This is a genomic window from Sphingobium sp. DC-2 (assembly GCF_000722555.1).
Classification (GTDB): domain Bacteria; phylum Pseudomonadota; class Alphaproteobacteria; order Sphingomonadales; family Sphingomonadaceae; genus Sphingobium; species Sphingobium quisquiliarum.
This window is the reverse complement of sequence record NZ_JNAC01000075.1, coordinates 1-12,739: the sequence shown is the minus strand read 5'-3', so window position 1 is coordinate 12,739 and position 12,739 is coordinate 1. Positions and strand designations below refer to the sequence as shown.

The following is a 12,739-nucleotide window of genomic DNA, read 5'->3' as shown; positions in this document are numbered from 1 at the left end:
CAAAAGGCGAATCATGCAAGGAGAAAGCTCATGGCGGCAGGACGATGCCAGTGCGGCAGCATCAGCTATGACGTGGAAGGGGATCCGGTTTACAGCGCGCTGTGCCATTGCGCAGATTGCCGCCGCAGCGCCGGAGCGCCGATGGTGGGCTGGGCGCTGTTCCCTGAGGACAAGCTGCGCGTGAACGGCACGCCCGCGACCTATGCCTCGTCAGAAAATGTCACCCGGCATTTTTGCGGGACCTGCGGTTCGGGCCTGTTCTATTCCAACGCGGTGACCTTTCCGGGCATGGTAGACATACAGACGGCGACGCTGGACGATCCTTCGGCCTTTCCACCTTCGGTCCATGTCCAGTGGGCCGAGGCCGCGCCGTGGATGGCGCAGGCGCACGGCCTGCCCAAGTTCGACCGCTACCCTGAAGGTTGAGCAGCAGGAACATTCATCTGGCGGCGCGTTCGCCACGGTTCGTCGCCGTGTCAGGAACGCGCGGCTTGGGCATCCGGTTTTCCACCAGCCCGACCGGGGTAAGGGTGAAGAATAAGGAAAGGAAGCCCGATGAGATCGATCATGCTTGCAGGCGCGGCGATGCTGGCGTTCACGACCGGCGCGGTTGCCATTGCCCAGGATACGAGTGGAACCATGTCCCAGCCGCCAGAGGCTGGCGCGACTCCGGCGGAGCCTGCAACTCCTGCGGATCCGGCCGACCCTGGCGTCAGCCCGGCCACGCCCGCGACTCCTTCGACAGGGGCGGACCCCAACGCTTCGCAGCCCACTGGCGCGGTGCCGCCGAGCAGCGGCATGGCGCCCGCTCCGGCAGGCGTGCCGCAGGACCCGTCCGCTCCGGTAGGAAGCTCCGCCAATCCGGTGACTGTGGGCGGCAACATGACCCCGCCGCCTGCGGGAGGAAAGGATTATCCGGTGTGCAGCAGGACCGTTCAGGACAGCTGCATCAATCCCAGTGAGGCCCGCAAGACGCGCAAGCGCCGCTGATCTTCGCAGCGGGACCGGCCAGCGCCGCGCGTGAGCGGGTGAAAGCTGTCCGGTCCCGCGCGGGCTTTGCCTGGAGCCGGGGCATGTGCCTCTAACCGGAGGCGCGCAGCAGGGTCAGCCTGGCCTTGCCGACATCGCGCACGGCATCGGCGGTAAAGCCCTTCACCTCGACATCTTCGCGGCGATCGGTTTCGATGCTGACCCAGGTCGCGGGGCCTGTCCATCCGAGGCGGCTGAGCTTGTCGAGCGCCACCGCGCCCGCGCCGCTATGATAGGGCGGGTCCATGAAGATGAGGTCGAGCGGCCGGGGTGCCGGACCCAGCGACATGACGCTGCCCTGGCGAATGTCCGGGCGGACGCCAAGGCGGTCGCCATTGGCGCGGATCGCGTCCAGCGCCGCGCGGTCCTGCTCGACGAAGAGGCAGGTGGCGGCGCCGCGCGAAAGGGCTTCGAAGCCGAGCGCGCCTGAACCCGCGAAGAAATCGCCGGCCGCCAGCCCGTCGAATGCGCCGATGCGGCTCAGCAGCATGGAAAACAGCGTTTCGCGGGTGCGGTCGGCTGTCGGACGGGTGGCGTCGCCCTTTGGCGCTACAAGCGGGCGGCCGCGCCATTGGCCTGCGATGATTCTCATGATCGGGCTCGCTATTTCTGCGCCAGCGGAGACATGGGGTCAGACGTCAGCCCTGGCGTGTTTCAGGCTTTTGCGGAAGAGGATGAGGTCGTGCTGCCGCACTTCCTCGACCGCGCCGGACGCCAGTTCGCCCAGGTGAAAGGGACCGTAACTGGTGCGGATGAGGCGGCTGACTTGCAGCCCCAGATGTTCGAGCACGCGGCGCACTTCGCGATTCTTGCCCTCTGTCAGGGTCATTTCGATCCACTGGTTGCGGCCGGTGCGTCGTTCCAGATTGGCTTCGATCCGGCCGTAGCGCACGCCGTCTATCTCTATTCCGTCGAACAGGTCCTCAAGCTGCGCCTGGCTGATATCGCCGAACGCGCGGGCGCGGTAGGTGCGGGGCACGCCAGTGGCGGGCAGTTCCATCTGCCGCTTGAATTCGCCATCGGTGGTGAGCAGCAGCAGCCCTTCCGTGGTCATGTCGAGGCGGCCGATCGGCATCAGGCGGGGCAGATCGGCGGGCAGGCGGTCGTAGATGGTCGGGCGGCCGCGCGGGTCGCGCTCCGTCGTCAGATAGCCCGATGGCTTGTGGAACAGGAAGAGGCGGGCTGGGGCGGGCTGCGCGACGGGGTTGCCGTCGACGGCGACGCCGTGCAGCGAGGCGAGCAGGGTCGCTGGCGTCGTCACTATCTCCCCATTCAGGGTGACCCGGCCGTCCTCTATCATGCGTTCGATCTCGCGGCGGGACGCGACACCGGCGCGGGCGAGCAGCTTGGCGATGCGCTGGGGCTCGCCCTTGCCGCTGGCGGCGGCGGCCGCGCGCGCGGGGTGGGGATTCGCGGGAGCCGACGCCGCCGCCGGGCCGCGCGGCTTGCGGGACGGAGGGCGCGCCGGGCGGGAGCCTAGCCCCGCTTTGCCGCCGGAGGGGCGCTTGGGGCCGCCGGGTCCAGCCCGGCGGGGCGGTCCAGATTTTTTCGGCGGTTCCACGGCTGACTTCCTTTTACCGGCAGATGGGCATTCCCATATCGGGAAACGCCATGAACATGACGAATGGTGCTGCCCCATCGCCAGTGCGATGGGTGGCGGCTGACCGTCGCGAAACCGGCGCGAGCCGCCGTGCGTTGGTCGGCTGAATGGCGTAAACGGGGCGGATCGGCAAATGTTTTTCGGGCTGGTAAAGGGAGAGGCAGGGCAGGCGCGGCGGAAGGCGATCCGCAGCGTGCTGATCGTCGAGGATGAGCCCCTGGTCGCTTTCGACAATGAGCATGTGCTGGAACAGGCGGGCTATCATGTCGCCGCCACGGTCGAGGATTATGACCATGCCGTCCGGGTTATCGAGGATGACGAGGTCGATCTGGTGATCGCCGACATCGCCCTGCATGGAGACAAGACAGGCATCGACGTCGCCCGCCACGCGCATGAAAAGGGATTGCCGGTGCTGTTCGTAACCGGCGCATGCCCTGTCGATGCGGCGGACATGGCGGTGGGATGCCTGTCTAAGCCCTATCTGCCGCGCGACCTGCTGGCGGCGATCGACGTGATCGAGGCGAAGTTGCAGGGCGTCGAACCGGCGCGCCTGCCAGCCGGGCTCAGCCTGTTCGGCCATGCGGGCGAGGCTGACGCCGGGTGCTGACGCAAGGCGCGCAGCCGTTCACGGGAGGAATAGCACCGCCACCGGCTTGTTTCGGCGGCATTTGTCCATATGGTGGCGCGACATGCATTACCGGGGGCGCGCAACTTCATGACCGACATCGCCATGGGCACGAAAAGCTGGGTCGATGCGGTCAGGCCCTATGTCGAAAAAGCGCCGCTGGCCGCGCTGTTCCTGGGCATATCGTCCGGCTTTCCCTTTGCGATGATCGGCGCCAATCTGGCGTCGCGGCTGGCGCAGGACGGCATCGACAAGAAAAGCGTGACGGCGTTCAGCCTCGTGCTGCTGGCCTATAACCTGAAATGGCTGTGGGCCTGGGTGGTCGAGGGGGTGAAGCTGCCCCTGCTGCACCATATGGGACAGCGCGTGTCATGGATGCTGCTGGCGGGGCTGCTGGTCATGGCGGCGGTGGTCAACCTGGCGGTGGTCGATCCCGCGTCCGACATCATGGCGACGGTACGGGCGGCGATCCTGCTGGGCATCGCGGGCGCGACGTTCGACATCATCATCGACGGCTACCGCATCGAGATATTGCGGCCCGATCAGCTGGGGATCGGCGCGGGCATGTCGCAATATGGCTGGCGCATCGGCGCGGCGGCGGCGGGCGCGCTGGGCTTGATCGTGGCGCAGCATTGGAGCTGGACCGCGGCCTATCTCGTCTGTTCCCTGTTCGCCCTGCCCGCCATGCTGGCCGCACTGATCGTCGGAGAGCCCGAACGGCATCGCGAGATCGCGTCGCGCAAGAGCGGCGGCGAGCTGTTTCAGGCGATCACCGGCCCTTTCATCGACTTTTTCAAGCGGCAGGGCGCGTGGCTCGTGCTGCTGTTCATCATCGTCCACAAGATCGGCGATACGCTGGCGAACCTCACCTTTCGCCTGCTGTTCAACGACCTTGGCTACAGCAATGACGAGATTGCGCTTTATGACGTGGGCGTAGGTTTCTGGGCGCTGCTCGCGGGCATTTTCGTAGGCGGCGTGCTCTACGCGCGGCTGGGGTTGAAGCGGTCGGTGCTGATCAGCCTGGTGCTGATGGCGGTATCCAATTTCAGCTTCGCGGCGCTGGCGGCGGCGGGCAAGAGCAACCTTGGCATGGCAGGCGCCATCGGCTTTGAGAATTTCGCCAGCGGGATCGGCGGCGTCGCGGTCGTCGCCTATTTTTCCGCGCTATGCGACCTTCGCTTCACTGCCGCCCAATATGCGATGATTTCGGCGGCGGCCAGCGTGGTCGGACGGTTCCTGACCGGGACATCGGCTGGCGCGCTGATCGAGCGGTTCGGCTATGTCGATTTCTACCTGCTGACGACGGCGCTGGCGCTGCCGGGCATCATCCTGTTCTGGCTGATGATGCGCGCCGGGCTGGTGGACAGCAGCGTCGGCAGCGCAGCCACCGATGAAGGCCGTCAGCCCGCCGCGTAAAGATCTAGCGGGCGGCCAAGGTCATTATGGGCCTGCGCGACCGCCTGAAGACAGGTGAGCGCGCCCAGCGCATCGTCATTGCCGAGCAGCGCCGTGACATGATCATAGGCGAGACGCGGGTCCTGCACCGCCGTGCCGACCGCCTGCATCAACACGCCTTCGTCGGCCGTCATGCGCGCGCAGCAGCAGGGCGCGACCAATATCTTGCGAGTCGCCGACCGGGCCAGTTCCAGCATCATGGCGCGCATCAGCACCAGCGGGCGGCGATAGCTGCGCCCGAACGCGCCGATCATCGCATTCACGGCATGGGCGTCATTCACCCCCGCCGTCGCCATGCGGCGCAGGATATAGAGGAAGAGGCGATTGCCGTAGCCGCCGGGAATGGGGCGGGGCAGGTCGAGGTGCGAAGTCTCTCCATGAGCCATGATCGTGAACCTTCATCCGTTATGTGGCGGACTCCGGTTTACGCTATTGAGAATGAATCGCAAGAATAATCAGTCGGGATTTTGTCCGTTCAGCCGCAAAATCTCTCCGGCCAGATAGAGCGACCCGGCGATCAGCAGCCGGGGCGCGACAGGTCCGCCGCGTCCGGCGATGGCCGCGATCGCCTGCTGCGGCGAATCATGGGCGGTGCAGCCGATGTTCCATTGCGCGGCGACGGCGGCGAAGCGTTCGGCCGGGTGATGGTCATGCCCCGGAACCGGCAGCGCGTAGATATGGGCGATGCGGCCGGCGAAGGGCGCGAGGTAAGCGTCCACATCCTTGTTCGCGAGCATGCCGATGACGAGGTGAAGTTGCCGCCCGCCCAGCCTTTCGCTGGTGAAAAAGGCGCTGATCGCCTCACCCGCCCCGGCATTGTGACCGCCGTCGAGCCAGGCTTCGGTGGCGGCCGGAAGGGGAGCGAGCAGCGGGCCATGATCCAGATGCTGGAGCCGCGCGGGCCAATGCGCCCAGAGCGGCGCGGCCTTGAGCGCGGCTTCGCTGACGGGAAGGGCGCTCTGGTGGCGCAGCATGGCGAAGGCGAGGGCGGCATTATGCACCTGATGCGCGCCCGGAAGGCGGGGCAGTGGCGCGTCGATCCGGCCATGCTGGTCGCGGTAATGCAGCCGATCGCGATAGGCCGCCGCGTCCCAGCTTCCGCCCATCGGCAGCCACGGCGCGCCCGCGCGATCGGCGGCCCCGCGCATGACCGGGGTCAGGCGGTCGGGATAGCGGTGGGTCACGAGCGGGACGCCGCGCTTGGCGATGCCCGCCTTTTCAGCAGCGATGGCGGTCAGGCTGTTGCCCAGGAACGCCTGATGATCGATGCCGAGCTGGGCGATGCCGCAAATGGCGGGCCGTTCGATGACGTTGGTGGCGTCCAGCCGCCCGCCAAGGCCCACCTCGATAATGCAGGCGTCGGCCGGATGTTCGGCAAAGGCGAGGAAGGCGGCTGCGGTCGTGACTTCGAAGAAGCTGGCGCCGACGCCCTCCGCCACGTCCAGCACGCGGGAGAGATAATGAGCGAGCGCTTCGTCGGAGATGAGCTGGCCGTTGAGGCGGACGCGTTCGTTGAAACGGACGAGATGGGGCGAGGTGAAGACATGGACGCTCCGCCCATCCGCCTCCAGCGCGGCGCGAAGGAAGGCGCAGGTCGACCCCTTGCCATTGGTGCCAGCGACATGGAAGGCGGGCGGCAGCGCGCGGTGGGGGTTGCCGAGCCGGCCGAGCAGGCTGGTGATTCTTTCGAGACCCAATATATCGGCGCCGGCCGACAGGGTCGCGAGGCGGTCCAGCTGGGCCTGAACCGCCGGATCATCGGAAATGGCGTGGTCGGGCATGGCCCTTCGTCCTTCGCGCGAAGGCGTCAGGCGGCGGCGCGAGGGGTCAGATAGCCGATCACCCGCGCCAGCGTGTCGCGCAATTCGCTACGGTGAACAACCATGTCGAGCATCCCATGTTCCAGCAGATATTCCGCGCGCTGGAACCCGTCCGGCAGCTTTTCGCGAATGGTGCTTTCAATGACGCGCTGGCCCGCAAAGCCGATCAGGGCATTGGGTTCGGCGATCTGAACGTCGCCCAGCATGGCGTAGCTCGCCGTGACGCCGCCGGTGGTCGGATCGGTGAGGACGACGATATAGGGCAGGCCAGCGGCGTGCAGCTTCTGGATCGCGACGGTCGAACGGGGCATCTGCATGAGGGACAATATGCCCTCCTGCATGCGCGCGCCACCGGCCGCGGTGAAGATGACATAGGGGCATTTATGGCCGATCGCCTCGTTCACGCCCTGAATGAAGGCCGCGCCGACCCCCATGCCCATGGAGCCGCCCATGAAGGCGAAATTCTGAACGCCCATGACCAGCGGCAAATCGTCGATCGCGCCGCGCGCGTTGATCAGCGCGTCCTGATCGCCGGTTGATGCGCGGGCGGCCTTGATGCGGTCAGGATAGCGTTTGGTGTCGCGGAATTTGAGCGGGTCTTCCTGCACCGGCGGCGTGGGCAGGAGGATGAAGCCGGGGTCGAGGATCTGCTCGAAACGCTCGGACGGGCCGATGCGGCCATGATGGTCGCAGCGCGGGCAGACGGACAGATTGTCTTCCCATTCCTTGATGAAGATCATCTCCGCGCAGGAAGGGCATTTGTGCCACAGCGTTTCGGCCGTGCTTTCCTTCTTCGCCATGAAGGGCAGGGCGTTGCGGACGCGGTTGATCCAGCTCATGCGGTGGTCTCCCGATAATGGGGGCTGTTGGCGTTGAGCGCGCCGCGCAGGCTGGCGACGAACTCCTGGACAAAGGGGGCAGCGGCATCGCCATGCGAGCCGATGATGTCGACGATGGCGGAGCCGACCACCACGCCGTCGGCGACGCGGCCGATCGCGGCGGCCTGTTCGGCGGAGCGGACGCCGAAGCCGACCGCTATGGGCAGGTCAGTGGCGGCTTTCAGCCTTGCCACGGCTTGCTCGACGGCGGCTTGCGCGGCCTGCTGCTTGCCGGTGATGCCAGCCACCGCGACATGGTAGAGGAAGCCGCTGGCGCCATCGAGCACGGCGGGAAGGCGGGCCGCATCGGTCGTGGGCGTCGCGAGGCGGATGAGGTGGATGCCCGCCGCGCGGAGGGCAGGGCCGATTTCGGCATCTTCCTCCGGCGGGACATCGACGCAGATCACGCCGTCCACCCCTGCCTGGCGGCATTGACCGGCGAACCATTCGGAGCCGCGCACCAGCATGGGGTTGGCATAGCCCATGAGGACCAGCGGCGTGTGCGGATGGCGGGCGCGGAAGGTGGTGGCGAGGTGGAAAATGTCCCTGGTCTTCGTGCCCGAACCAAGGCTGCGCAGGTTCGCCAGCTCGATCGCGGGGCCGTCCGCCATCGGATCGGTGAAGGGCATGCCCAGTTCGATGATGTCCGCGCCGCCCGCGACGAGCGCGTCGAGGATGGCGGGCGTCGCGGCGACGGTCGGGTCGCCTGCGGTCACGAAGGTGACGAGCGCGGCGCGGCCCTTTGACTTGCAGGCTTCGAAGCGGGCGGCGAGGCGGTCAGTCATTGGTCATTCCTGCGCGGCGTGTTCCTGCGCAGGCAGGAACCGGGATCGGACGGCGGGACTGGGCTTTCGCGAGCCACTTGCCTCGCTTGAGTGCCTTCGCAGCAGCACGGAGCGGGGCGGAGGGCGTCACATCTCCACTCCCAGCGCGTCGGCGACGGTGAAGATGTCCTTGTCACCGCGGCCGGAGAGATTGACGATGATGATCTGGTCCGCGTCCATCGCGGGCGCGACCTTCTCCGCGCTGGCGATGGCGTGGGCCGACTCCAGCGCGGGGATGATGCCTTCGAGCGCGGCGAGCTTCTGGAAGCTGGCCAGCGCTTCATCGTCGGTGATGGGCATATATTCGACCCGGCCGATTTCGTGCAGCCAGCTATGTTCAGGGCCGATGCCGGGATAGTCGAGACCAGCGGAGATGCTGTGCGCCTCGGTGATCTGGCCGTCCTCGTCCTGGAGCAGATAGGTGCGGTTGCCGTGCAGTATGCCCGATGCGCCGCCCGCCAGAGAGGCGGCATGTTTGCCTTGCAGGCCTTCGCCCGCTGCTTCCACGCCGATCATCTTGACCTCTGCGTCGTCAAGGAAGGGATGGAACAGGCCGATGGCGTTGGAGCCGCCGCCGACCGGGGCGATCAGCATGTCGGGCAGGCGGCCTTCGATCTCCAGGATCTGCTCGCGCGCTTCGCGGCCGATGATCGACTGGAAGTCGCGGACCAGTTCGGGATAGGGGTGCGGGCCTGCCGCCGTGCCGATGATGTAGAAAGTGTCGTGGACGTTGGAAACCCAATGGCGCAGCGCGTCGTTCATCGCGTCCTTGAGCGTCTGCGAGCCGGACACGACCGGGACGACCTCCGCACCGAGCAGCTTCATGCGGAAGACGTTGGGCTTCTGCCGCTCGACATCCTTCGCGCCCATGAAGATCTTGCATTCCATGCCGAACAGGGCGGCGACGGTGGCGGTGGCGACGCCGTGCTGGCCAGCGCCGGTTTCGGCAATGACCTTCTTCTTGCCCATGCGGCGGGCGAGCAGGGCCTGGCCGATGCAGTTGTTGATCTTGTGAGCGCCGGTGTGGTTCAGTTCCTCGCGCTTCAGGTAGATTTTCGCGCCCCTCTTTTGACCATTCGGGCCTTCCGGCGCTCCGGCGCGGAGGGCTTCGGTCAGCCGCTGCGCATAGTAAAGCGGGTTGGGGCGGCCGACATAGGTGCGGAGCAGTTCGGTGAATTCGGCGTCGAATTCCGGGTCCTGCCTGGCGGCCTTATAGACCTTCTCCAGCTCCAGGATGAGCGGCATCAGCGTTTCGGCGACATAGCGGCCGCCGAAGGAACCGAAATGGCCGGACGCGTCGGGCTGGGAGCGGAGGGAGTTCTTGATGGTCATGATGGCTGTGCCGCTTTGCAGAAGGCCATGATCTTGTCCACACTCTTGATGCCCGGCGCGCTTTCCACGCCGGAAGAAACGTCGATCATCGGCGCGCCGGTGATGCGGATCGCTTCGGCGACGTTATCGATGCCAAGGCCGCCGGAAAGGCCCCAGGGCAGCGATATGGGAACGCCGCGCAGCAGCGTCCAGTCGAAGCGCAGCCCCATGCCGCCGGGCAGCGCCGCGCCCTCCGGGGTTTTCGCGTCGAAGAGGAGGAGGTCGGCCGCCCCGCTATAGGCCTTGGCGGCGTCGATGTCGGCGCGGGTCTTGACGGAGATGGCCTTCCAGACCGGAAGGTTGAAGCGCTGGCGGATGGCGGCGGCGCGCTCCGGGCTTTCCCTGCCGTGAAGCTGGAGGGCGGTGAGGCTGTTGGTGGCGATGAGTTGGGTGAGGATGTCGTCGGCAGGGTCGACCAGGACGGCTACCCGATCGATGTGCGCAGGCACCTGCGCGGCGAGGGCGCGGATCTGGCCGGCTTCGACATGGCGGGGGCTTCTGGGGAAGTGGACGAAGCCGAGATGCGACGCGCCAGCCTTGATCGCCGCGCCAACAGTGTCTGGCGTCGAGAGGCCGCAGATTTTTATGGCGAGTCGGGACATTGGAGGGCTTTAGACTTAGTTGCGGTGAGTTGAAACCATGTGCTCCGTGCTCCTGCCTCCGCAGGAGCGCGGTGGCGCTCAGGATAGCGTCAAATCCATATCGTGAAGCGCCAGCCATTGGTCGGCATGGTCGATGCAGGCCTTGCCGAGGAAGGCATCCACCTGATCCATGATCTGATCGTCGGCAAGCTGCGCGGGATCGAGCGGCGGGTGCCAGTGGACGCGGAAGTTGGGGCCTTCGGTGCGGATCATGTAGAAGGGCAGGAATTTCGCGCCCACTTTCCGCGCGAGGCGCAGCGCTACGGAAAGGTTGCCTGACGGCGGCAGGTCGCGGCCGAAGCGGGGGAACCAGACCTGACGGTCGCGGCGCTCGTCCAGCAGGATGTAAAGGGTGGCGCGATCCTTCGTGGTCAGATGCTTGAGGATGCCGCGCGCCGCGCCCTCTCCGGTGATCGCCTCGCCCATATAGCTTGATCGGGCGCGTTTCAGCATGGCGGCCTGGCCGGGGTCTTGCGGCGGGTCGTAGACGCCGAGGCCGGGGCGATCGGTAGACGCCTTGATGTGGGCGGCAAGCAGGTCCCAATTGCCGAGATGGACGGCGAGCGCGATCATCGGACCGGGGCCGTCGAGGACTTGTTGATAGCCTTCCGCATCCTCGACCGTGATATGGTTATTTTCGATCAGCCGGTCGATGTTGGTGAGTTCGGCCATGGTGCGGCCGAGATTGAACCAGCGGCGGGTGAGGATGGCTTCGCTGGCCGCCTTGTCGAGGCCGGGGCGCAGGATGGCGAGGTTGGTGCGGGCGCGCTGGTCGCGCAGCTTCATGTTCCTGCGCGCGATGTTTGCCGACAGCCAGCCGCCCAGCCATGAGGCCAGCGAGGCGGGCAGGATGCGGAGGAGGGTGAAGAGAAAGGGGTTGGAGAGCATCGCGCCTGCCGTCATACAGCAGCGGTCGGGGCGGTAAAGGGCTTGGGTTAAGCGATGAATTGGGCCTTGGGGCTTTGGGCGATGTTGCAGGGGCTCTCCCTGCTGGGGGTGCTGAATTATTGGCGGCATCTGCCCTTGGACCGGCAGGAAGAAGCGCCGGAGGGCGTCGTGGTGCTGCTGTCGGTGCGGGATGACTGGGATGGCGGCGCGGAACTGATCGCGCGGTTGAAGGCGCAGACGGCGCGGTTCCGGCTGGTGATTGCGACATCGGGGGCTTGCCCGGCGGCGGAGGCTCTGGCGGCGCGTGAGGGGGACTGGGTGCAGGTCGTTCGCGCGGGCGTGGCGAGCGATGAGGGGCAGAAGGTTCACAAGCTGCGCGCGGCCTTGCGATCCTTGGGGGACGCGGATCGCTATCTGGTGTTTGTGGATGCGGATATCCTGCCGCCTGTGCGGCTGGCCGGGCGGCTGCTCTTTCCGCTGGTGCGGGGGAAGGCTGACATCGTTACCGGATACCGGCTGTTGCTGCCGGAAGCGCAGGCCGGTGCGGCGCTGGTCGGCGCGGTGGAGATGCAGTTGGCGACGCTGCCGCGCGCTGCCAGCGCGACCATGCCCTGGGGCGGCGCGATGGCGCTGACGCGAGAGGTGGCGGAGCGGCTCGATCTGGATGCGGCCATGGCCGGACGCTTGTCGGATGACATGGCGATCGGCCTCGCCGGATGGCGGGCGAAGCTGCGGTTGCGGCCCGTGCGGGATCTGCTCGTCGCAACGCCGCTGGAGGGGCGAGGGGCCTTTGCGTTCGGGGTGCGGCAATATCGGCATATCGTGACCAACAGCGTGGGCATGTGGGCGGTTGCTGCGCTCGTGGTGGGGTTGCAGGCTCTGGGCTGGGCCTGGGCATTGGCGTGGGGCGGCTGGAGCGCCGTGGCCGTAGGTTACGCGGCAGCCATGGCGCGAGCGCTGGCGCGGCGGCGGATCATTGCGGCAGTGGTGGAACCGCGACAGGGCGTGGCGGCGAGGAGGTCGCTCTGGTGGGATGTGCTGGCGCCCTTCGCGGTGTGCTGGGCGCATTGGGGGATGCAGTTGGCGGCGGTAGGGTCGAAGCGGATCAGGTGGGGCGGGTTCGATTATTGGGTGAAGGGAGGGAAGGTCGTGCGGATGGAGAGCGCGCGCTAGTTGCTTTCGACCCATCTTCGTCGTCACCACGCAGGCGGGGACCCATGTGGCCTTCGGCGATCCAGTCGCGTACGGAGAGATAGGTCCCCGCCTGCGCGGGGACGACGGGATACTGAACAGGTGGCGTCTGCTATCCACCCGTTACCATCATTCCGCAGGTTGGAATGTATCTCCCGACCTTTTGATAGGGTTGTTTCAGGAGGGATGGGTTCCCCGCTCGTCGGAATGACGGAAGACAAGGGATGCGCTTTGAGGAGCGTTTCCCGACTTCGCTCGAAACGAACGGAGGCGGGTCAGAAGCCCGCCGGGAACAGATGCCTGCCCTGTTCATCCAGCCGCAGAACGACCTTCCCCGCGACCGCACTCAGCGGGAGGTCCCCATATAAGGGGACTGTCAGGATTTCCGTGTGCGGCCGGGCGGTTGATCATCAGGCC

Annotated in this window: 14 protein-coding genes and 1 pseudogene; 5 read left to right on the top strand and 10 right to left on the bottom strand. The window is 66.6% G+C overall.

Annotation, left to right across the window (positions count from 1 at the left end; genetic code table 11):
- Positions 1-30 precede the first annotated feature (30 nt).
- Both ET21_RS0115890 and ET21_RS0115885 read left to right on the top strand, forming a co-directional pair.
- Positions 31-426 carry a GFA family protein gene (locus ET21_RS0115890; protein ID WP_030540461.1) on the top strand — a complete coding sequence of 132 codons (396 nt, stop codon included), beginning with the start codon at positions 31-33 and terminating at the stop codon, positions 424-426.
- Between the two features lie 129 nt (positions 427-555).
- Complete coding sequence (locus ET21_RS0115885) at positions 556-990, top strand: hypothetical protein (RefSeq protein ID WP_030540460.1); 435 nt, start codon at positions 556-558, stop codon at positions 988-990.
- A 91-nt stretch (positions 991-1,081) separates the two neighbouring features.
- Here the strand turns inward: ET21_RS0115885 and rsmD are convergent, their stop codons facing one another.
- Together rsmD and ET21_RS0115875 are read right to left on the bottom strand one after the other, a co-directional pair.
- Positions 1,082-1,621 (bottom strand): 16S rRNA (guanine(966)-N(2))-methyltransferase RsmD, encoded by a 540-nt coding sequence (gene rsmD / locus ET21_RS0115880; protein ID WP_030540459.1) that lies wholly within the window; start codon positions 1,619-1,621, stop codon positions 1,082-1,084.
- A gap of 39 nt (positions 1,622-1,660) precedes the next feature.
- Positions 1,661-2,590 (bottom strand): pseudouridine synthase, encoded by a 930-nt coding sequence (locus tag ET21_RS0115875; protein WP_030540458.1) that lies wholly within the window; start codon positions 2,588-2,590, stop codon positions 1,661-1,663.
- Positions 2,591-2,762: 172 nt separating this feature from the next.
- On the opposite strand from ET21_RS0115875, the gene ET21_RS0115870 reads away from it, so the two are divergent.
- Both ET21_RS0115870 and ET21_RS0115865 read left to right on the top strand, forming a co-directional pair.
- A complete protein-coding gene (locus ET21_RS0115870; RefSeq protein ID WP_030540457.1) occupies positions 2,763-3,236 on the top strand; it encodes a response regulator in 474 nt (157 codons plus the stop codon).
- Positions 3,237-3,344: 108 nt separating this feature from the next.
- On the top strand, positions 3,345-4,670 hold the full coding sequence (locus tag ET21_RS0115865; protein WP_030540456.1) for an MFS transporter: 1,326 nt from the start codon (positions 3,345-3,347) through the stop codon (positions 4,668-4,670).
- On the opposite strand, the gene ET21_RS0115860 is transcribed toward ET21_RS0115865, so the two are convergent.
- The 7 genes from ET21_RS0115860 to ET21_RS0115830 all read right to left on the bottom strand — a co-directional run bounded on the left by ET21_RS0115860 (position 4,655) and on the right by ET21_RS0115830 (position 11,131).
- The gene (locus ET21_RS0115860) at positions 4,655-5,095 is read right to left on the bottom strand and encodes a DUF6628 family protein (RefSeq protein WP_021238342.1); all 441 of its coding nucleotides are present in this window, start codon (positions 5,093-5,095) and stop codon (positions 4,655-4,657) included. The two genes, ET21_RS0115865 and ET21_RS0115860, sit on opposite strands and share 16 nt — an antisense overlap.
- Positions 5,096-5,164: 69 nt before the next feature.
- Positions 5,165-6,490, bottom strand: coding sequence for a folylpolyglutamate synthase/dihydrofolate synthase family protein (locus ET21_RS0115855; RefSeq protein WP_030540455.1), 1,326 nt, complete (start codon positions 6,488-6,490; stop codon positions 5,165-5,167).
- Between the two features lie 26 nt (positions 6,491-6,516).
- The gene (accD, locus tag ET21_RS0115850; RefSeq protein ID WP_030540454.1) at positions 6,517-7,368 is read right to left on the bottom strand and encodes an acetyl-CoA carboxylase, carboxyltransferase subunit beta; all 852 of its coding nucleotides are present in this window, start codon (positions 7,366-7,368) and stop codon (positions 6,517-6,519) included.
- Positions 7,365-8,192, bottom strand: coding sequence for a tryptophan synthase subunit alpha (gene trpA, locus ET21_RS0115845; RefSeq protein WP_030540453.1), 828 nt, complete (start codon positions 8,190-8,192; stop codon positions 7,365-7,367). Before trpA ends, accD begins: the two co-directional genes overlap by 4 nt.
- A 126-nt stretch (positions 8,193-8,318) precedes the next feature.
- Positions 8,319-9,563 (bottom strand): tryptophan synthase subunit beta, encoded by a 1,245-nt coding sequence (gene trpB / locus ET21_RS0115840; RefSeq protein ID WP_030540452.1) that lies wholly within the window; start codon positions 9,561-9,563, stop codon positions 8,319-8,321.
- Positions 9,560-10,204 (bottom strand): phosphoribosylanthranilate isomerase, encoded by a 645-nt coding sequence (locus ET21_RS0115835; RefSeq protein WP_030540451.1) that lies wholly within the window; start codon positions 10,202-10,204, stop codon positions 9,560-9,562. The genes trpB and ET21_RS0115835 overlap by 4 nt, the downstream gene beginning before the upstream one ends.
- A 78-nt stretch (positions 10,205-10,282) precedes the next feature.
- A complete protein-coding gene (locus tag ET21_RS0115830; RefSeq protein ID WP_030540450.1) occupies positions 10,283-11,131 on the bottom strand; it encodes a lysophospholipid acyltransferase family protein in 849 nt (282 codons plus the stop codon).
- A gap of 54 nt (positions 11,132-11,185) precedes the next feature.
- Between ET21_RS0115830 and ET21_RS0115825 the strand changes: the two genes are divergently transcribed.
- Positions 11,186-12,304, top strand: a complete 1,119-nt coding sequence (locus tag ET21_RS0115825) for a glycosyltransferase (RefSeq protein ID WP_030540449.1) — start codon at positions 11,186-11,188, stop codon at positions 12,302-12,304.
- 293 nt (positions 12,305-12,597) lie between these two features.
- Here the strand turns inward: ET21_RS0115825 and ET21_RS28810 are convergent.
- Positions 12,598-12,690: pseudogene (locus ET21_RS28810) on the bottom strand (DUF952 domain-containing protein); the annotation flags it as partial.
- Positions 12,691-12,739: the final 49 nt, after the last annotated feature.

Bases quoted from the DNA above. Each gene is read 5' to 3' on its own strand.
- ET21_RS0115835 (WP_030540451.1), bottom strand. From the start codon at position 10,204: ATGTCCCGACTCGCCATAAAAATCTGCGGCCTCTCGACGCCAGACACT.
- ET21_RS0115890 (WP_030540461.1), top strand. From the start codon at position 31: ATGGCGGCAGGACGATGCCAGTGCGGCAGCATCAGCTATGACGTGGAA.
- trpA (WP_030540453.1), bottom strand. From the start codon at position 8,192: ATGACTGACCGCCTCGCCGCCCGCTTCGAAGCCTGCAAGTCAAAGGGC.
- ET21_RS0115855 (WP_030540455.1), bottom strand. From the start codon at position 6,490: ATGCCCGACCACGCCATTTCCGATGATCCGGCGGTTCAGGCCCAGCTG.
- trpB (WP_030540452.1), bottom strand. From the start codon at position 9,563: ATGACCATCAAGAACTCCCTCCGCTCCCAGCCCGACGCGTCCGGCCAT.
- accD (WP_030540454.1), bottom strand. From the start codon at position 7,368: ATGAGCTGGATCAACCGCGTCCGCAACGCCCTGCCCTTCATGGCGAAG.
- ET21_RS0115830 (WP_030540450.1), bottom strand. From the start codon at position 11,131: ATGCTCTCCAACCCCTTTCTCTTCACCCTCCTCCGCATCCTGCCCGCC.
- rsmD (WP_030540459.1), bottom strand. From the start codon at position 1,621: ATGAGAATCATCGCAGGCCAATGGCGCGGCCGCCCGCTTGTAGCGCCA.
- ET21_RS0115860 (WP_021238342.1), bottom strand. From the start codon at position 5,095: ATGGCTCATGGAGAGACTTCGCACCTCGACCTGCCCCGCCCCATTCCC.
- ET21_RS0115865 (WP_030540456.1), top strand. From the start codon at position 3,345: ATGACCGACATCGCCATGGGCACGAAAAGCTGGGTCGATGCGGTCAGG.
- ET21_RS0115825 (WP_030540449.1), top strand. From the start codon at position 11,186: ATGAATTGGGCCTTGGGGCTTTGGGCGATGTTGCAGGGGCTCTCCCTG.
- ET21_RS0115885 (WP_030540460.1), top strand. From the start codon at position 556: ATGAGATCGATCATGCTTGCAGGCGCGGCGATGCTGGCGTTCACGACC.
- ET21_RS0115870 (WP_030540457.1), top strand. From the start codon at position 2,763: ATGTTTTTCGGGCTGGTAAAGGGAGAGGCAGGGCAGGCGCGGCGGAAG.